The organism is Variibacter gotjawalensis (genome assembly GCF_002355335.1).
GTDB lineage: Bacteria > Pseudomonadota > Alphaproteobacteria > Rhizobiales > Xanthobacteraceae > Variibacter > Variibacter gotjawalensis.
In genome coordinates, this window is sequence record NZ_AP014946.1 from 4,344,019 (window position 1) to 4,362,063 (window position 18,045).

An 18,045-nucleotide genomic window follows, 5' to 3' on the forward strand; every position below is an offset into this window, starting at 1 on the left:
GACGCGTCCGTGACAATCGTTAGTTGCACTTTACGACGGCAAATCGGGGGAGCGATAGCCCCCCGGCGCGGTGGTTGGCCCCATAGCCACACGGTTTCGGCGTTGCTAAAGGTTCCGGATGGCCGACGCAGGCGCAAAAACAACAACGGTCCGCATCTTCGTCTCTTCGCCCGGCGACGTTCAGGCCGAGCGCGAACGCGTCGATCGTATCGCCCAGAGGCTCAATGCAGCCTTCCTGGGAGCTGTCCACATCGAGACCGTCCGTTGGGAGCGCAGCGCCTACACGGCCGATTCGACCTTCCAGCGGCAGATTGTGGATCCGGGCGCGTGCGACCTCGTGGTCAGCATCTTTTGGCAGCGCTTAGGCTCGGAACTTCCGCCCGACTTCGAACGAATGCGTGACGGTCGCCCCTACCCGAGCGGCACCGTCTACGAACTTGTGAAGGGCCTGCAGGCGAGCCAGCAGTCCGCCGGAGGACTGCCGCACGTCTTCGTCTACCGCAAGATGGCCGACGCTGCCGTACCAATGACGGACCGCGAGCGCTACCGGCAGGCGCACGAGCAGCGCGAGGCTTTCCTCGCCTTCTGGGAAGAGTGGTTCGTCTCCGAGCAAGGCCACTTCAAGTCCGCGTACAACACCTTCAACTCGCCGGACGACTTCGAAGAAAAGTTCGAGGAGCATCTGCGCGCCTGGCTGCGCAACCAAGGCTACGGCGTCGGCGCGCATTCCTGGCCGCTCGCCGAACGCGGCTCTCCGTTCTGCAGCCTCGAGCCGTTCGATGCCGGCCACGAGGAAGTCTTCTTTGGCCGCGAGCGCGAGATCGACCGCGCCATCGAGGGGCTGACCGCAAGCGAGAATACCGAACGCCGCCGCCCGTTCTTGCTGTTGCTCGGCGAATCCGGCTCCGGCAAATCCTCACTCGCCCGCGCCGGCATCGTACCGCGCATCCTGCGCGGCGCGCTCGGCGGCGAGCCGGCCGCATGGCGCGCCGCCGTGTTCAAGCCCGGTGCTGCGGCCGACCCGCTCGCCGCATTAGCCGAAGCATTGTGCGCGCCAGTCGCGCTACCGGAAATCCTCGCCGGCGATTTCAAATCGTCCGCCATGCTCTCTGCCGTGTTCCGCGCGAAAGTCGGCGGTGCGCCGATTGTCGGAGCGCTCGATCGTGTCGCCGAGAATGTGCGCGCATCGCTCGGCAGCGATCAGCCGCCGCGCGGCGGCCTCGTCGTGCTTGTCGACCAAATGGAAGAGCTGTTCGGCCCGGACGTGAACGAGGAGACGCGGGAACAATTCGCCGCCGTCCTCGCCGATCTGCTCGCCACCGGCCGCGTCAGCGTTATCGGCACGCTGCGCTCGGACGCTTACGCGGAATTCACCCGCTCGCCCGGCCTGCTCGCGCTGAAAGAGAGTGGCGCAACGCTCGACGTCACGACGCCAGGCCCTGCCGAGATCGCCGACATCGTGCGCGCCCCGGCTGAAGCCGCCGGCTTGAGCTTCGGCGCAGTATCGGACAGCACGAACCGTCTCGACGACGTGGTCATTCAGGCCGCCAGCGGACGCGACATGCTCCCGTTGCTACAGTTCACGCTGTCGCGCCTGTTCGACATGATGCGCGAACGCTTGCTCGCGAACGGCCGCACGCTCGCCACCGCCGAGGCGGGCGACCTCATCTTCACCCACGACGATTACGCCTCGTTCGGCGGCCTCGAAGGTGCGATCGGAGAGCGCGCCGAGGAAACCTTCGCGGGGCTCGACAAGGCGGCGCAGGAGCGGCTGCCGCGCTTGCTGCGCGCCCTCGCCGCCGTCGACACCAGCGACAAATCGCAGACCGGCACGCTGCACCTCTTTGAAGTCGCGACCGACAGCTTCAAATCCGATCCAGCCGCTACAACGCTGATCGACGCGCTCGTCGGCGCTCGCGTCCTCGTCACCAGCCGGGAAGCCGACGCGACCGGCGGCCGCCACATCCGCCTCGCGCACGAGGCTGTACTGCGGACCTGGGACCGCGCCCGCGAAATCGTCGCCGACCATGCGGATTTCTTCCGCGTCCGCGCCGACCTCATCGCGGCGGAGCGCCGCTACGCCCGCGCGCGCACCGAGAAAGGCGCCCGCAGCGCCGCCGCATTCCTTTTGGCCTCCGGTGTCCCGCTCGCTGAAGCGCAGCAGATCCGCAGCCGCTTCGCCGACGAACTCCCGCCCGAGCTGACACAATACATCGATCGCTCCGCCAAAGCTGCCGGCGCGCGCCAACGCTGGATGAGCGCCGCCGTCGTCGTCTTCGGCGTGATGGCAATCGCCGCAAGCATCGCGGCATTTTATGCGGTTCGCTCCGAACAGGCGGCGGTGAAATCCGAACAAGCGGCGTTGCGCTCCGAGCAAGCCGCCGCGCGCAATTTCACGCTCGCGGTTGCGCAGGCCGATACGCTAGTCACGCGCATCTCCGAGGAACTCAAAGACCTCGCGATCTCGCGCGACGCTTTGCGGCGCATGCTCAACACGATCGAGCGCCAGTTCAGCGAGATCGCGAAGATCAACCCGGATCACCCACGCCTGCTGCTCAGTCGCGCCCGCATGCTGACGGCATTCGTCGACAATTACCTCGACCTCAGCGAGACGACGGAAGCCCTCCAACGTGCCGAAGAATGCGTCGCCATCGCACGCCGCCTTGTCGCCCGCGAGCCCGGCAACAGCGAGATGAAATCGGCGCTCGGCAATTGTCTCGATCGCCAAGGCCATACGCTGCGCGATCGCGGACGTTACGACGATGCCATCGCGACCTATCGCGAAGCTGTAGCGTTGCGCCGCGAACTCATCACAGCCGAAGCCGACAAAGCGCTCTGGCGCCGCGATCTCGCCGACGCGCTGCGCAGCCTCGGCTATGCCCTCGTCTCCGCAGGCCGGAACGAGGAGTCGCTCACTGCGCTCGACGAAAGCGTCAAACTCGCTCGCGCTCTCGCGAAAGACGCACCTGACGACCAAACGACGCTGCGTGTTCTGACCGATAGCCTGAACACCAACGCTATCGTGCTCTCGCAACTGAAGCGGCCGCAAGATTCGCTCGCCAACTATCGCGAAAGCGCGACGGTCGCGCGACGGCTGATCGCGCTCGACGCCAGCAACACGACGTGGCGGCGCTATCTCTCGAACATCCTCGCTAACTCCAGCGCCGAGATGGTCGCGCTCGGTCAGCAGGCAGAGGCGTTGAAATCGCTGCAGGAGAGCCTGGAAATCCGCCGTGGACTGGTCACGCTCGATCCCGGCAACATGATCTGGCAGCGTGAGCTGTCCTACATTCTCGTCGAGATCGGCACGCTCTACGCCTCGATGCAGGAGAAGGAGAAAGCGCTGCTTTCGCTGCGCGAAGCCTCGCTCATAGTTCGCCGCCTCATCGAGATCGATCCGAGCAACGTCACGTGGAAGAACGAACTTCGTCGTCGCCTGCCGCCGGTCGTCGAACTCCTCGTCAGCCTGGGCAAACAGGACGACGCCGTCGCGCTCGTGCTCGATGCTATCGCACTCTTCCGCGATTCCGTGAATGCGAACCCGGCCGACACGCGACAGAAATTCGAACTCGGTTATCTCGTGAGCTACTACGCCGTACTGCTCGTCGAACGCGGCGACTACGGCAAGGCACAAGGTGCAAACGAAGAAGCGCTAGCCCTTATGCGGCCGTATCTCGCGGAAAATCCCGCGAGCGACGAAGCACTGCAGAACGTTGCGAACACACTGTTCAACCTCGGCCGCTCGCGCGTACTGCAGAAAGACTGGACCAACGCCGCGAGCGCGTTTGAGGAATGCATCGCGTTGTGGCGCAGAGTTCTCGTCCTGACGCCTGACGCCTTGCAACCGCAGCTCGAACTTTCCGAAGCACTTCGGCACTACGCTGCGTCATCGGATATTCGCGAACCGTTCCGCCGCGAGGCGCTCGGAATTTTGCGCAGGCTGCAAGCCGAAGGAAAATTGCCGCAGGGCTATCAGGCCGCGATCGACGAGCTTGAGAAAGACCTCAAAGGCTGAGCGCGCGGCTCGACACGATGCAATCGCATCGCCCGATCAAACTCGAATCATGTCGAGGGAAGTTGGTGGAGCCAGGCGGGATCGAACCGCCGACCTCTTGCATGCCATGCAAGCGCTCTCCCAGCTGAGCTATGGCCCCGAAACTATTGCTTCGCCCTAGGGGTGCAAAGCGCGGCCCTGAAAATCACATTTCAGGTGCCGCCTCAAGAGTCTTTCTTTAGGTCTCGTCTTCCTTGTCGATGTCGCCACCGATGATGTCGCTGACATCGTCGTCGCCATCTTCCTCATCTTCCAGGAAGGTGTCGTCGTCTTCCGACTCGTCGTCCTCGACCTCTACGTCGTCATCATCGGTCGGTGCCTTGGCGACCTTTCCGGTCGATTCCTCGGCGTCCGCATCCTCGAGCGGCACCGTTGCCTCATCGGCCGGCTCCGATTCGGCGACCGCTGCTTTGCGCGGCTCCGGCCGGCCACGGCTGGTCGGCAGCACGATTTCGACCTCCGAACCGCACTTGGGGCACATGATGGGGTCTTTTTCGAGGTCGTAGAACTTCGCGCCGCAGTGCGGGCAAAGCCGCTTCGTTCCGAGCCCGGGTTTTGCCAAGAGACAACAATCCTTGAGGTGTTTGGAAATTCGGGGCCATCCCTTGGCCAAACGGGCGCGCCCTGTCAATAGGGCTCAGTATCCTCAGAACACTGCAGTTTCGGCAGTCTACCGTGTCCGGGCCAAAACCCTACGCGTCGCAACGGCGAGATGACGTAGCGAGCAGGCTCGTGTTACCAGGGCGCCGCACAGAACTCTCGACCCGAACGGACCGATCTTGAACGCTCATTCCAACCCGAAGCCGCAGCAGGCGCGCCGCAGCAGCGCCCTCAAGGGCCGCATTCGCGTCCCCGGCGACAAGTCGATCTCGCATCGTGCGCTGCTGTTCGGAGCGCTTGCGGTCGGCGAGACCACCGTCACCGGCCTGCTAGAAGGCGAAGACGTTATCGCGACCTCGAAAGCCGTCCAGGCCCTCGGCGCGACCGTGGTGCGCAAGGGCGAAGGTGACTGGTCGGTGCGCGGCGTCGGCGTCGGCGGCTTCCTGCAGCCGAAAAACACCCTCGACTTCGGCAATGCCGGCACCGGCGTGCGCCTCACCATGGGCGCGGTCGCTGGCTGCCCGATCCGCGTCGCATTCGATGGCGACGCGTCACTGCGCAAACGCCCAATGGGCCGCATTCTCGATCCGCTGAAGCAGATGGGCGCGCGCGCCGTCGAAGAAGCATCCGGAACACGCTTGCCGCTCGTAATCGAAGGCGCGCGCGATCCGATCCCGATCACCTATCGCACGCCGGTCGCCTCGGCGCAGATCAAATCAGCGGTTCTGCTTGCTGGCTTGTGCGCGCCGGGCGAGACCACCGTCATCGAGGACGAAGCGAGCCGCGACCATACCGAGCGCCTGCTCACCCACTTCGGCGCCGAAGTCGTCAGCCTGCCGGAAGGCCAACACGGACGCCGCATAACACTCATCGGCCAGCCTGAGCTGCGCCCGGCCCCGATCGTCGTGCCGGGCGATCCGTCATCCGCCGCTTTTCCGATCGTCGCCGCTTTGCTCGTGCCGGGCTCGGAGGTCGTGCTCGAAGGCGTGATGATCAATCCGCTCCGCATCGGCCTCATCACGACGCTGCGCGAGATGGGCGCCGACATCGAGACGCTCGATTCGCGCTACGAAGGCGGCGAAGACATCGCGGATCTGCGTGTTCGCGCGAGCACGCTCAAGGGAGTCGATGTGCCGGCTGAACGCGCCCCATCGATGATCGACGAATATCTCGTCCTCGCTGTCGCGGCTGCTTTCGCGACCGGTGAGACGCGCATGCGCGGCCTGAAAGAGCTGCGCGTGAAGGAGTCCGATCGTCTCGCGGCCACCGCGGACGGGTTGAAAGCGAATGGCGTCGATTGCGAGATCGACGGTGACGACCTCATCGTGCGCGGCAATGGCCGCGCCGCGCCGGGCGGCGGCACTGTCGCAACCCACATGGACCACCGCCTCGCCATGTCGTTCCTTGTCTTGGGCCTAGCGTCCGAAAAGCCCGTGACGGTCGACGACTCGACCTTCATAGCGACCAGCTTCCCGGCCTTCACGGAACTGATGCGCGGTCTTGGCGCCGAGCTGTCATGATCATCGCCATCGACGGACCGGCCGCCTCCGGCAAAGGCACCCTCTCGAAGAAACTGGCCGCCCAATACGGCCTTCCGCACCTGGATACCGGATTATTGTACCGTGGCGTCGCCAAGTCAGTGATCGACAACGGCGCAGGTCTCCAGGACCGAACGGCGGCCGAAAAAGCCGCAAAATCGCTCAATCTAGCGAGTTTCGACGAGATTTCGCTGAAATCGCACCAGGTTGGCGATGCTGCCTCGGTGGTTTCCGCCTATCCGGAGGTCCGGGCAGCCCTCGTCGACCTCCAGCACCGCTTCGCAGCTCAGCCGAAAGGCGCCGTAATCGACGGCCGCGACATCGGCACGGTCATCTGCCCGAATGCCGAGGTCAAAATCTTCGTCACCGCCAGCCCCGAAGCGAGGGCTGAGCGCCGTGTTTTGGAACTTCGTGGCCGCGGCGAGGCCCCGGATGCGGCTAAAATCCTCGCCGACATCCTGGCCCGCGACGAACGGGACCGGAACCGGGCTGCTTCCCCCCTCATTCAGGCGGACGACGCGCACTTGCTCGATACGACGCATTTGTCTATAGACGCGGCGTTCCAGGCAGCCATCGATATCGTCGAGGCCGTCAGGGCGGGCCGGAGAGCTTAGGCTCCCGTCATTGGAGGAAGCCCGCCGACGTCCTTTGCGCGCGTTGCTCGCAACACCAATCAATCGTTCCATCACGCACGGTCAATGCGCCGGCCTGCTCGTCATCGAGTAGTCGCCGAAGGTTCGCGGAGCTTTCGGCCCGCGCGCGACGGAACGCCATCTGAACCCACCTGCCGACGCGCCGCTCAGGAGAACTCATGGCTACTGCCAATTCTTTTTCGCCCACGCGCGATGACTTTGCCGCGATGCTCGACGAATCGTTCGGCTCCGGAGAAATGACTGAAGGTTCCGTCATCAAGGGAACCGTTGTCGGCATCGAGAAGGATCTTGCGATCATCGACGTCGGCTTGAAGACCGAAGGCCGTGTCGCCCTGCGCGAATTCATGGGCCCGGGCCGTCAGAACGAAATCAAGATCGGCGACACCGTCGAGGTTTACCTGGAGCGCGTCGAGAACGCGCTCGGTGAAGCCGTGCTGTCGCGCGACAAGGCACGCCGCGAAGAAAGCTGGGGCAAGCTCGAGAAGGCCTTCCAGGCCAACGAGAAGGTCACGGGCGTCATCTTCAATCAGGTCAAGGGTGGCTTCACGGTCGACCTCGACGGCGCCGTGGCGTTCCTGCCGCGCAGCCAAGTCGACATTCGTCCGATCCGCGACGTCGGCCCGCTGATGAATCAGCCGCAGCCGTTCCAGATCCTCAAGATGGATCGCCGCCGCGGCAACATCGTCGTCTCGCGCCGCACGGTGCTCGAAGAGACGCGCGCCGAACAGCGTCAGGAACTGGTGCAGAACCTCGAAGAGGGTCAGGTCATCGACGGTACCGTGAAGAACATCACGGACTACGGTGCATTCGTCGATCTCGGCGGCATCGACGGTCTCCTGCACGTCACCGACATTGCGTGGCGCCGCGTCAATCACCCGTCCGAAGTGCTCAACATCGGTCAGCAGGTGAAGGTCAAGATCATCAAGATCAACCACGAGACGCACCGCATCTCGCTCGGCATGAAGCAGCTGCTCGACGATCCGTGGCAGGGCATCGATGCCAAGTACCCGCTGCAGGCGAAGTTCACGGGCCGCGTGACCAACATCACGGACTACGGCGCATTCGTCGAACTGGAGCCGGGCATCGAAGGCCTGATCCACGTTTCGGAAATGTCGTGGACGAAGAAGAACGTTCACCCGGGCAAGATCGTTTCGACCTCGCAGGAAGTCGAAGTACAGGTGCTTGAAGTCGATCCGGTCAAGCGCCGTATTTCGCTCGGTCTCAAGCAGACCGTGCGCAATCCGTGGGAAAGCTTCATCGACAAGTACCCGATCGGCACGGTTGTCGAAGGCGAAGTCAAGAACAAGACCGAGTTCGGTCTGTTCCTCGGCCTCGACGGCGACGTGGACGGCATGGTCCATCTCTCCGACCTCGACTGGAAGAAGCCGGGCGAGCAGGTCATCGACGACTACAAGAAGGGTGACATGGTGCGTGCCCAGGTTCTCGACGTCGACGTCGAGAAGGAGCGCATCTCGCTCGGCATCAAGCAGGTCGGCGGCGATCCGTTCGCTGCTGCCGAAACGTCGGGTGAGCTCAAGAAGGGCGCAGTCATCACCTGCGAAGTGACGGACGTGAAGGAAGGCGGCATCGATGTGAAGATCATCGGCACCGACCTCGAAACCTTCATCAAGCGTTCGGAACTCGCACGCGATCGTTCGGAGCAGCGCTCGGAGCGTTTCGCGGTCGGCCAGAAGGTCGATGCCCGCGTCATCCAGTTCGATCGCAAGTCGCACAAGGTCAGCGTCTCGATCAAGGCACTGGAAATCTCGGAAGAGAAGGAAGCGATCGCGCAGTACGGCTCGTCCGACTCGGGCGCGTCGCTCGGCGACATTCTCGGCGCCGCCCTCAAGCAGCGCGACAAGAACGACAAGTAAGCGTCGCGCTTACGCAAACACGAACGGGCCCCCGGATCGCATCCGGGGGCTTTTTCTTTGCGCCGGATTTTTCTTTCGCCACAATGATTTGACGAAATCGCGCAACGGCTTGTTCACGCAACCGATAGCCTTGACGGAACGCCTGCGTCTCGTCACTGTCCGCGCAAATTCGCGAGGGATTTTTTCAATGTCACTCGAAGCAGATGCGATCGTTGATCGCCGCCGCATGCGGCGCAAATTGACCTTCTGGCGCGTCGTCGCGGTTGTGTTCGCGATCGGCGCCATCGTTGCGCTCTCGACGCGCCTGTTCTTGGCGAGCGGCGAGCGAGGCGGCGCTTATGTCGCACGCGTGAAGATCCAGGGCGTGATCCGCAACGACGACGAACGCACCGAGGCGCTCGACCGCCTGGCGAAATCGAACGCCAAAGCCGTCATCGTCCGCATCGACAGCCCCGGCGGCACCGTCGCGGGATCCGAGCAGCTTTACGACTCGCTGCGTAAGGTCGCCGCGGCCAAGCCGACCGTCGTGGTCGTCGATGGTCTTGCGGCGTCCGGTGGCTACATCGCCGCGATGGCGAGCGACCAAATCTTCGCACTCGACACGTCGCTGGTCGGATCGATCGGCGTTCTATTCCAACTTCCGAATGTGTCTAAGCTGCTCAACACCGTCGGCGTGAATGTCGAGACGGTGCGCTCCGCCCCGCTGAAAGCCGCGCCGAATGGCCTTGAGCCAACAAGCCCGGAAGCGCGCGCAGCACTCGAGTCACTGGTCCAAGACTCCTTCGACTGGTTTAAGACACTCGTCCAAACGCGCCGCAGCCTCGATCCCGCACAACTGACGCAAGCGTCAGATGGACGCGTCTTCACCGGCCGTCAGGCCATCGCGTTGAAGCTGATCGACCGCATCGGAAACGAGCAAACCGCGCGCGAATGGCTCGCGGTGGAGAAGAAAGTGCCAGCCAGCACCCGAATTCGCGATTGGAAGCTCAAAGCACGCCTCGGCGACATGTCATTTTTGCATCTTGCAACCGTCGGCGCGCTCGACGCGCTTGGTTTTGGCAGTGCAGCACGTTGGGTCGAGGGCCACGGAGTTGTTCAAGCAATCGACCGTGCAAACCTTGACGGTCTGTTGGCGCTTTGGCACCCTTCGGTTAATTAACCCCAAGATTCAACGACAAGATCACTTAAGATACAAAGTCATACGTGACTGTTGGGGCGCCAAGGGGGCGGCAACCGAATGATCAAGTCCGAATTGGTTCAACGGATCTCTGCGCAGAACCCGCACCTTTATCAGCGTGACGTCGAGAACATCGTCAACGCGATATTGGATGAGATCATCAACGCGATGGCACGAGGAGACCGCGTTGAATTGCGCGGCTTCGGCGCGTTCTCCGTCAAAGCACGCCCTGCACGAACGGGACGCAATCCGCGGACCGGCGAACATGTTGCCGTCAACGAGAAGAGCGTGCCGTTCTTCAAGACAGGCAAAGAGATGCGCGAGCGTCTCAACAAGGACAACCCTGAAGCGGCCAACGACGACAGCGACGACGAGTGAGTTGCTCGGAGGATTGACGCGCCAATCGCTCGCGACCAGACTCGCGCTTTCATTATCTAGGTTGGCTCGATCCTTTCAATGTTACGCAAGCTTTTCATGATGTTCGTGGTGGTGCCGCTCGGCATCATCTTTGTGGTGTTCGCCGTAGCGAACCGCCACTTCGTGACGGTCTCGCTCGATCCGTTCGGCGAAGCCGCTCCCGAACTCTCGGTCACGGTTCCACTTTTCATCCTCATCATTCTGCTGATGGTCGTCGGTGTATTGATCGGCAGCCTCGCGACATGGATCAGCCAAGGCCGTTGGCGCAAAGCCGCGCGCCAAAGCGAATCCGAATTGCGCGCGTTGCGTGTCGAGCGCGATGCATTGCAACCAGAAGTGAAGCGCAACGAAGTGCCGCTGTTGCCGCCGCCGGTCGTTTGATGCGCATCATCACGGCGCAAGAAGTAGCAGCAACACTGACGTTTCCGGCGCTTATCGCGGCGCTCTCTTCAGCGTTTCGCGGCAACTTCACGGTGCCCGTCCGCCATCATCACACGCTCGATCGGCCGACCGACAACGCGACGTTGTTGCTGATGCCCGCATGGGGCGCGGGGCGTGACGGCACGCCCTATGTCGGCACCAAGATGGTGACGGTGTTCCCCGAAAACGTCGCGCGCGGCGAGCCTTCGGTTTACGGCAACTACTTCCTGCTCGCCGGCGACAGCGGTGCACCGCTCGCCGTCATCGACGGACCCGAGCTCACCGCATGGCGCACTGCGGCTGCCTCGGCACTGGCGGCAAAAAGTCTAGCGCACGAGGATGCATCGCATCTCACGATGATCGGCGCCGGTGCGCTCGCGGCGAAACTTGTGCGCGCACATGCGAGCGTCCGGCCGATCCGCCGCGTTACGTTGTGGAACCGCGGCCGCGAGCGCGCCGAACAACTCGCACACGCGCTGCGCGACGGAGATTTCGCGATCACCATCGCGGACGATCGAGAAGCTGCCGTGCGCGATGCCGACATTGTCTCCTGCGCGACGCTGACGCGCACGCCGCTGATCGAAGGCGCGTGGCTTAAGCCCGGTGCGCATGTCGATCTCGTCGGCGGCTTCACGCCCGAGATGCGCGAGGCCGACGACGAGACGATCCGCCGTGCCGGGATTTACGTCGACACGCGCGCGGGCGCGACCAAAGAAGCCGGCGACATCGTGCAGCCGCTCGTCTCCGGCCTACTCAAAATCGAAGATATTCGCGGCGACCTTTTCGACCTTTCTCGCGGCAAAGCGTCGGGCCGGAAAAACAAAGACGAGATAACGCTTTTCAAATCCGTCGGCACCGCGATCGAGGATTTGGCCGCCGCGATCCTGCTCTGGGAGCAGATCTCCGTCGCTTGAAGCGCAAGGCTGGCCGCTTATTTTCCACGCCGTAACCGCCGGAACACCGTGCTAGCCTGCCGCATCGCCACGCAAAGAACGTGAGCAAAAGGGAGAACGCCATGATTTCTCGGCGAACGATATTGGCTGGCCTCGGCGCGACCGCTCTCACGGCGACGGCGCGAAACGCGGCCTTCGCGCAGGACACCAAACAACTCGTGATCGACGCGCACGGCCATTTCACGACCGAACCGAAGAGTTTTCTCGATTGGCGTCTGGCGCAAATCGCGGGTCTCAAGGATCCAAGCCAGAAGCCTTCCCCGGCGAGCCTGAAGATCACCGACGATCAGTTACGCGAAGCCGTCCAGCCGCAGCTCAAATTCCAGCGCGACCGCGGCACCGACGTTGCGATCTTCTCGCCGCGCGCCTCCGGCATGGGCCATCACATCGGCAACGCCGAGACTAGCGCCGATTGGTCTCGGCTGTGCAACGAGTTGATCTACCGCATCACCCAACTGATGCCGGAGAACTTCATCGGCGTGGGCCAATTGCCGCAATCGCCTGGCGTCGACCCGAAGAATTGCATCGAAGAACTGGAGCGCTGCGTGAAGCAGTACGGGTTCGTCGGCGTTAATCTCAATCCGGACCCGAGCGGCGGGTTCTGGAAAGATCCGCCGCTGACCGATCGTTATTGGTATCCGGTCTACGAGAAGCTCTCGGAACTCGACGTGCCGGCAATGATCCACGTCAGCGCCTCCGCGAATGCAAACTTCCATGCCACCGGCGCGCACTACATCGCGGCCGACACCGCCGCCTTCATGCAGTTCATCCAGGGCGATCTCTTCAAGGATTTCCCGAAGCTCCGCGTCATCATCCCGCACGGCGGCGGCGCGGTGCCGTTCCACTGGGGCCGATACCGCGGTCTCGCTCAGGATATGAAGAAGCCGCCGCTCGAAGAGCACTTGCTCAAGAACGTGTTTTTCGACACCTGCGTCTATCACCAGGCCGGCATCGACATGATGTTCCGCGTCATACCGGTCGAGAACATCATTTTCGCGTCCGAGATGGTCGGCGCCGTGCGCGGCATCGATCCGCAGAGCGGCCACCACTTCGACGACACCAAGAAATACATCGATAAACTCAACCTCTCGGCCGAAGACCGCCGCAAGGTGCTCGAAGGCAATGCCCGTCGTGTCTATGGGCTGGATCGCACCGCCTTCATGAAGAAGCGCGGCTGATCGCTTGACCTAACGGCGCCGATCGCTCAAGTCAGCGCCGTCATGTCCACCATAGTCAAGATCTGCGGGCTGAAGACCCTCGATACGCTCGACACCGCGCTCGATGCCGGCGCCGACATGGTCGGATTCGTTTTCTTTCCGAAGAGCCCCCGCAACATCGGGCTCGCCGACGCCGCCCGCTTCATCGCCCACGCGAGTGGTCATGCCGAGACGGTCGCGCTGGTGGTCGACGCCGACGACGCCTCCATCGCCTCGATCCTGGACGAAGCAAAGCCGGACTGGCTCCAGCTGCACGGCTCTGAAACGCCGGAACGGGTCGCAGAAATCCGCAAATCGAGCGGAAAACGCGTCATGAAGGCGCTGCCGATCGCGACTGCGGCCGATCTAGCGGCAATTCCGGCTTTCGAGGCCGTCGCCGACCGCCTACTTTTCGACGCCAAGCCGCCGAAGGATGCCACCCGTCCGGGCGGTCTCGGGGTGCCGTTCGACTGGAATTTGCTGCACGGGGTTGAAACCAAGGTGCCCTTCATGCTGTCTGGCGGCCTAGACCCCGACAATGTCGCTGAAGCGCTTCGCATCACGCACGCACCGGGCGTCGACGTCTCGTCCGGTGTCGAACGCGCGCCTGGCGAGAAAGACCCCGATCGCATCCGGGCTTTCATCCGGGCGGCGCGGGGCGTGACCTGAGCAAGACCCAAAAGGGACTTTGATGAACGTTTCGCCGACCCCGAATTCTTTCCGCAACGGCCCGGACGAGCGCGGCCACTTCGGCATGCATGGCGGACGCTTCGTTGCCGAAACGCTGATGCCGCTCATCCACGAGCTCGAGGCGGCGTACAACGACGCGAAGAAGGATCCGGCGTTCAAGCGCGAGATGACGCACCATCTCAAGCATTATGTCGGCCGTCCCTCGCCGATCTATTTTGCCGAACGCCTGACCGAGGAAATCGGCGGCGCGAAAATTTACCTGAAGCGCGAAGACCTCAATCACACCGGCGCGCACAAGGTGAACAACGTGCTCGGCCAGATCATGCTGGCGCGGCGCATGGGCAAGAAGCGTATCATCGCCGAGACCGGTGCCGGCATGCATGGCGTTGCGACCGCAACGCTCTGCGCGAAGTTCGGCCTCGAATGCATTGTTTACATGGGCGCCGTCGATATCGAGCGGCAGCGCCCGAACATGATGCGCATGAACGCGCTCGGCGCGAAGGTCGTTCCGGTCACATCCGGTTCGAGCACGCTGAAAGACGCGATGAATGAAGCGCTGCGCGATTGGGTGACCAACGTCGGCTCGACCTTCTACTGCATCGGTACTGTCGCGGGCCCGCATCCCTACCCCGCCATGGTGCGCGACTTTCAATGCGTCATCGGCGATGAAGTGCGCGTGCAGATGCAGGAGGCCGAAGGCCGCCTTCCGGACTCGCTGATCGCCTGCATCGGCGGCGGCTCCAATGCGATGGGCCTCTTCCACCCCTTCCTCGATGACGCAAGCGTCGAAATCTACGGCGTGGAAGCCGCCGGCCATGGCCTCGATAAGTTGCACGCAGCGTCGATCGCCGGCGGACGTCCGGGCGTGCTGCACGGCAACCGCACGTATCTGTTGATGGATAAGGACGGCCAGATCGAGGAAGCGCACTCGATCTCCGCCGGTCTCGACTATCCGGGTATCGGCCCCGAACACGCGTGGCTACACGATGTCGGCCGCGTCAATTTCCTCTCGGCGACGGACGACGAAGCCGTCGAGGCTTTCCAGCAGCTCTGCCGCATCGAAGGCATCATCCCGGCTCTCGAAAGCGCCCACGCGCTTGCCAAGGTGCCGGAGATCGCAGCCAAGAAACCGAAGGATCACTTGATGGTGGTCAACCTCTCGGGCCGCGGCGACAAGGACCTCGACTCGGTCGCCGCCCGGCTCGGAGGCAAAATTTAATGACCACCCGCATCGACACCCGCCTCGCCGACCTCAAGGCGCAAGGCCGCGCCGCGCTCGTGACCTTCCTCACCGCCGGCGATCCGGACCCAAAACTTTCGCTCGAAATCCTCCGCGCTCTGCCGAAGGCAGGCGCCGATATGATCGAGCTTGGCATGCCGTTCACCGACCCGATGGCGGACGGCCCGGCGATCCAAGCGTCCTCGCAACGCGCGCTGAAAGGCGGCGCGACACTCGCCAAGACACTCGACATGGTGCGCACCTTCCGCAAGGACGAAGCCGCCACCCCGATCATTCTGATGGGCTACTACAACCCGATCTACATATACGGCGTCGACAAGTTTCTCGCCGACGCGAAGGATGCCGGCGTCGACGGCCTCATCGTCGTCGATCTGCCGCCCGAGGAAGACGAGGAGCTTTGCCTCCCGGCGCTCAAAGCCGGCCTCAACTTCATTCGCCTCGCAACGCCGACGACAGACGACAAGCGTTTGCCGGCCGTGCTCGCGAACACATCCGGTTTCGTCTACTACGTCTCGATCACCGGCATCACCGGCACGGCAAAGCCTGACGCGAATGCGGTGGCCAAAGCCGTTGCGCGCATCAAAGGCCACACGAAGCTTCCGGTTGCGGTCGGCTTCGGCGTACGCACCGCCGAGGACGCGCGCGCGATCGCGTCGAAGGCGGACGGAGTCGTCGTCGGCTCCGCATTGATCGATGCTCTGAAGGGAACGCTCGATGCCGAAGGCCGCGGCAACGGCAAAACCGTGAGTGCAGTAACGAGCCTCGTGTCCAGCCTCGCCGAAGGTGTGCGCAGCGCTCGTTCGGCTTGATTTTCCATCTGTTTTCGCGTGCGTGGCGGGTTAAAATCGCCACAAAGCACAATTAGATTAGGCACGTTCGCTCGAATATTTAGCCGCAATTTTTTTGCGTCACCACGGATACACGATGAACTGGATCACCAACGTCGTCCGCCCGAAGATCAAGAACCTCTTCAAACGCGAGGTTCCGGAAAATCTATGGGTGAAGTGCCCCGAGACCGGGCAGATGGTCTTTCACAAAGATCTCGAAGCGAATCAGTTCGTCATTCCGGGCTCCAACTATCACATGCGCATCGGCGCCACCGCGCGCCTGCAGTCGCTGTTCGACAACGGCCGCTACGAAGACATCATCCCTCCGGAGGTCGCGACCGACCCGCTGCGCTTCCGTGACGAGAAGCGTTATGCCGATCGCCTGCGCGACGCGCGCACCAAGACCGGCATGCAGGACGCCGTGAAGATCGGCTACGGCGAGGTCGAGACGCTGCCGGTGACGGCGGCCGTGCAAGACTTCGACTTCATGGGCGGCTCGCTCGGCATGGCTGCCGGCGAAGGCATCATCCGCGGCTTCGAGACAGCCTTGGCGAAGAAGACGCCATTCATCCTGTTCGTCTCGTCCGGCGGCGCGCGCATGCAAGAAGGAATTCTCTCGCTGATGCAGATGCCGCGCACCACGGTTGGCGTGCAGATGCTGCGCGAGGCGGGTCTGCCCTACATTGTCGTGCTGACGAACCCGACCACCGGCGGCGTTACAGCGTCTTACGCGATGCTCGGCGATCTCCACATCTCTGAGCCCGGCGCATTGATCGGCTTCGCAGGCCCTCGCGTGATCGAGCAGACGATCCGCGAGAAACTCCCCGAAGGCTTTCAGCGTGCCGAATATTTGCTCGATCACGGCATGGTCGACATGGTCGTGCATCGTCACGACATGCGCTCTACGCTCGCGCGCCTGTGCCGCGTGTTCATGAAGGCTCCGGCCTACGACGTTTCGCTGCCGACGCACGAGAAGCCTGCCGCCGATCTCGTCCAGCTCGCCGCGCAGACGCCTTGATCGCACCGATGGCGCCATGAATTCCGTTGACGCCATCGCGGCACGCCTTGCCGAACTTCATCCACGGAAGATCGATCTGTCGCTCGGGCGCATGCACCGGCTGCTCGCGGCACTCGGTCATCCGGAGCGCGACGTACCGCCCGCCATTCAAGTGGCCGGCACCAACGGCAAGGGGTCGACCGTCGCATTCCTGCGCGCGATCCTCGAAGCCGCCGGCAAGCGCGTCCACACTTACACGTCGCCGCACCTCGTCCGCATCAACGAGCGCTATCGTCTCGGCGCACCGGGCGGCGGCAAGATCGTTGACGACGAAACACTCGCCGCTGCCTTCCTCGAATGCGAGAAGGCCAACGCCGGCGAAGCGATCACGCAGTTCGAGATCACAACGGCCGCAGGATTTTTGCTGTTCGCACGGCATCCCGCCGACGTGTTGCTGCTCGAAGTCGGCCTTGGCGGCCGCCTCGATGCGACGACCGTCATCGATAAACCTGCCGCAACCGTCATCACGCCGATCTCGCGCGATCACGTCGAATTTCTCGGTGATACTATTCCGCTCATCGCAGCTGAGAAAGCCGGCATCATTCGTCCGGGCGTTCCGTGCATCACGGCGACACAGCCGAGCGAAGCGCTTACCGTCATCGAGCGCACGGCCGCGAAAGCGCGCGCGCCACTGCTCGTCGCCGGCGAAGACTGGACCGTCGGCGAAGAGAACGGCCGCCTCGTTTATCAGGACGATGACGGTTTGCTCGATCTTCCGGCGCCGCGCCTATCCGGCCATCATCAGTTCGAGAATGCCGGAACCGCGATCGCGACGCTACGCGCGCTGAAAGACTGGCGCATCCCGACCGAAGCTTACGAGAAAGGCGTCGCGGCCGCCGAATGGCCGGCGCGCATGCAGCGCATCGCATCCGGCAAACTCACCGAGATCATTCCGCCGGGCGCCGAACTTTGGCTCGACGGCGGCCATAACGCGGCCGGCGGCCGCATTATCGCGGCAGCGCTTGCCGACATCGAAGAGCGCGTGTCGCGTCCGCTGGTGCTCGTGGTGGGCATGCTGTCGACGAAAGACATCGACGGCTTCCTGCAGCACTTCTCGGGTCTCGCGCGCCGCTTGATCGCGGTGCCGATCCCGGATTCAGAGAAAGCCGTGCTGCCGGAGCAGATCGTCGAAGCCGCCCGCCGGGTCGGCATCGCGGCGGAGGCCAAGTTCAGCCTGACCGAGGCACTCGACCGCGCCGCGCAACTCAAGACGACGCCCCCGCCGCGCATCCTGATCACCGGCTCCCTCTATCTGGCCGGCGACGTCCTGCGGCAAAACGAAACGCTGCCGACGTAAGCTTGTTTTTTAGGAAATTATGCCTTAGTCTATTATTCCTAGACCGGAGGCG

The 18,045-nt window shown here is 63.2% G+C and carries 15 protein-coding genes and 1 tRNA gene; 14 read left to right on the forward strand and 2 right to left on the reverse strand.

All coding sequences use genetic code 11. The annotated features are described in order from the left end of the window. Nucleotides 1-118: 118 nt before the first annotated feature. A complete protein-coding gene (locus GJW30_RS21305) occupies nt 119-4,015 on the forward strand; it encodes an nSTAND1 domain-containing NTPase (protein WP_096358371.1) in 3,897 nt (1,298 codons plus the stop codon). A 63-nt stretch (nt 4,016-4,078) separates the two neighbouring features. Here the strand turns inward: GJW30_RS21305 and GJW30_RS21310 are convergent. Beyond that, nucleotides 4,079-4,154, reverse strand: a tRNA-Ala gene (locus GJW30_RS21310). 78 nt (nt 4,155-4,232) lie between these two features. After that, nucleotides 4,233-4,616 (reverse strand): TIGR02300 family protein, encoded by a 384-nt coding sequence (locus GJW30_RS21315; protein ID WP_096358372.1) that lies wholly within the window; start codon nt 4,614-4,616, stop codon nt 4,233-4,235. 217 nt (nt 4,617-4,833) lie between these two features. Between GJW30_RS21315 and aroA the strand changes: the two genes are divergently transcribed. The 13 genes from aroA (at nt 4,834) to GJW30_RS21385 (ending at nt 17,993) form a co-directional block, all read left to right on the forward strand. Next, nucleotides 4,834-6,174, forward strand: a complete 1,341-nt coding sequence (aroA, locus tag GJW30_RS21320) for a 3-phosphoshikimate 1-carboxyvinyltransferase (protein ID WP_096358373.1) — start codon at nt 4,834-4,836, stop codon at nt 6,172-6,174. Beyond that, a complete protein-coding gene (gene cmk / locus GJW30_RS21325; RefSeq protein WP_096358374.1) occupies nt 6,171-6,806 on the forward strand; it encodes a (d)CMP kinase in 636 nt (211 codons plus the stop codon). The genes aroA and cmk overlap by 4 nt, the downstream gene beginning before the upstream one ends. Nucleotides 6,807-7,003: 197 nt before the next feature. Continuing rightward, nucleotides 7,004-8,719: a 30S ribosomal protein S1 gene (gene rpsA, locus GJW30_RS21335; RefSeq protein ID WP_096358376.1), complete on the forward strand. Its 1,716-nt coding sequence runs from the start codon at nt 7,004-7,006 to the stop codon at nt 8,717-8,719. Between the two features lie 187 nt (nt 8,720-8,906). Continuing rightward, a complete protein-coding gene (sppA, locus tag GJW30_RS21340) occupies nt 8,907-9,878 on the forward strand; it encodes a signal peptide peptidase SppA (RefSeq protein WP_096358986.1) in 972 nt (323 codons plus the stop codon). Nucleotides 9,879-9,956: 78 nt separating this feature from the next. Then, nucleotides 9,957-10,274: an integration host factor subunit beta gene (locus tag GJW30_RS21345; protein ID WP_096358377.1), complete on the forward strand. Its 318-nt coding sequence runs from the start codon at nt 9,957-9,959 to the stop codon at nt 10,272-10,274. A gap of 78 nt (nt 10,275-10,352) precedes the next feature. Further along, nucleotides 10,353-10,694, forward strand: coding sequence for a lipopolysaccharide assembly protein LapA domain-containing protein (locus GJW30_RS21350; RefSeq protein ID WP_245408590.1), 342 nt, complete (start codon nt 10,353-10,355; stop codon nt 10,692-10,694). After that, on the forward strand, nt 10,694-11,647 hold the full coding sequence (gene lhpI, locus GJW30_RS21355; protein ID WP_096358378.1) for a bifunctional Delta(1)-pyrroline-2-carboxylate/Delta(1)-piperideine-2-carboxylate reductase: 954 nt from the start codon (nt 10,694-10,696) through the stop codon (nt 11,645-11,647). Before GJW30_RS21350 ends, lhpI begins: the two co-directional genes overlap by 1 nt. A gap of 101 nt (nt 11,648-11,748) precedes the next feature. Next, nucleotides 11,749-12,864: an amidohydrolase family protein gene (locus GJW30_RS21360; protein ID WP_096358379.1), complete on the forward strand. Its 1,116-nt coding sequence runs from the start codon at nt 11,749-11,751 to the stop codon at nt 12,862-12,864. Nucleotides 12,865-12,906: 42 nt separating this feature from the next. Continuing rightward, a complete protein-coding gene (locus GJW30_RS21365; RefSeq protein WP_096358380.1) occupies nt 12,907-13,551 on the forward strand; it encodes a phosphoribosylanthranilate isomerase in 645 nt (214 codons plus the stop codon). A 22-nt stretch (nt 13,552-13,573) separates the two neighbouring features. Then, nucleotides 13,574-14,791, forward strand: a complete 1,218-nt coding sequence (gene trpB / locus GJW30_RS21370; RefSeq protein ID WP_096358381.1) for a tryptophan synthase subunit beta — start codon at nt 13,574-13,576, stop codon at nt 14,789-14,791. Then, on the forward strand, nt 14,791-15,621 hold the full coding sequence (gene trpA, locus GJW30_RS21375; RefSeq protein ID WP_096358382.1) for a tryptophan synthase subunit alpha: 831 nt from the start codon (nt 14,791-14,793) through the stop codon (nt 15,619-15,621). The genes trpB and trpA overlap by 1 nt, the downstream gene beginning before the upstream one ends. A gap of 115 nt (nt 15,622-15,736) precedes the next feature. After that, complete coding sequence (gene accD / locus GJW30_RS21380) at nt 15,737-16,657, forward strand: acetyl-CoA carboxylase, carboxyltransferase subunit beta (protein WP_096358383.1); 921 nt, start codon at nt 15,737-15,739, stop codon at nt 16,655-16,657. Nucleotides 16,658-16,673: 16 nt separating this feature from the next. Next, a complete protein-coding gene (locus tag GJW30_RS21385) occupies nt 16,674-17,993 on the forward strand; it encodes a bifunctional folylpolyglutamate synthase/dihydrofolate synthase (RefSeq protein WP_096358384.1) in 1,320 nt (439 codons plus the stop codon). The last annotated feature ends 52 nt before the right edge of the window (nt 17,994-18,045 follow it).

Bases quoted from the DNA above. Each gene is read 5' to 3' on its own strand.
- GJW30_RS21305 (WP_096358371.1), top strand. From the start codon at position 119: ATGGCCGACGCAGGCGCAAAAACAACAACGGTCCGCATCTTCGTCTCT.
- cmk (WP_096358374.1), top strand. From the start codon at position 6,171: ATGATCATCGCCATCGACGGACCGGCCGCCTCCGGCAAAGGCACCCTC.
- rpsA (WP_096358376.1), top strand. From the start codon at position 7,004: ATGGCTACTGCCAATTCTTTTTCGCCCACGCGCGATGACTTTGCCGCG.
- sppA (WP_096358986.1), top strand. From the start codon at position 8,907: ATGTCACTCGAAGCAGATGCGATCGTTGATCGCCGCCGCATGCGGCGC.
- GJW30_RS21345 (WP_096358377.1), top strand. From the start codon at position 9,957: ATGATCAAGTCCGAATTGGTTCAACGGATCTCTGCGCAGAACCCGCAC.
- GJW30_RS21350 (WP_245408590.1), top strand. From the start codon at position 10,353: ATGTTACGCAAGCTTTTCATGATGTTCGTGGTGGTGCCGCTCGGCATC.
- lhpI (WP_096358378.1), top strand. From the start codon at position 10,694: ATGCGCATCATCACGGCGCAAGAAGTAGCAGCAACACTGACGTTTCCG.
- GJW30_RS21360 (WP_096358379.1), top strand. From the start codon at position 11,749: ATGATTTCTCGGCGAACGATATTGGCTGGCCTCGGCGCGACCGCTCTC.
- GJW30_RS21365 (WP_096358380.1), top strand. From the start codon at position 12,907: ATGTCCACCATAGTCAAGATCTGCGGGCTGAAGACCCTCGATACGCTC.
- trpB (WP_096358381.1), top strand. From the start codon at position 13,574: ATGAACGTTTCGCCGACCCCGAATTCTTTCCGCAACGGCCCGGACGAG.
- trpA (WP_096358382.1), top strand. From the start codon at position 14,791: ATGACCACCCGCATCGACACCCGCCTCGCCGACCTCAAGGCGCAAGGC.
- accD (WP_096358383.1), top strand. From the start codon at position 15,737: ATGAACTGGATCACCAACGTCGTCCGCCCGAAGATCAAGAACCTCTTC.
- GJW30_RS21385 (WP_096358384.1), top strand. From the start codon at position 16,674: ATGAATTCCGTTGACGCCATCGCGGCACGCCTTGCCGAACTTCATCCA.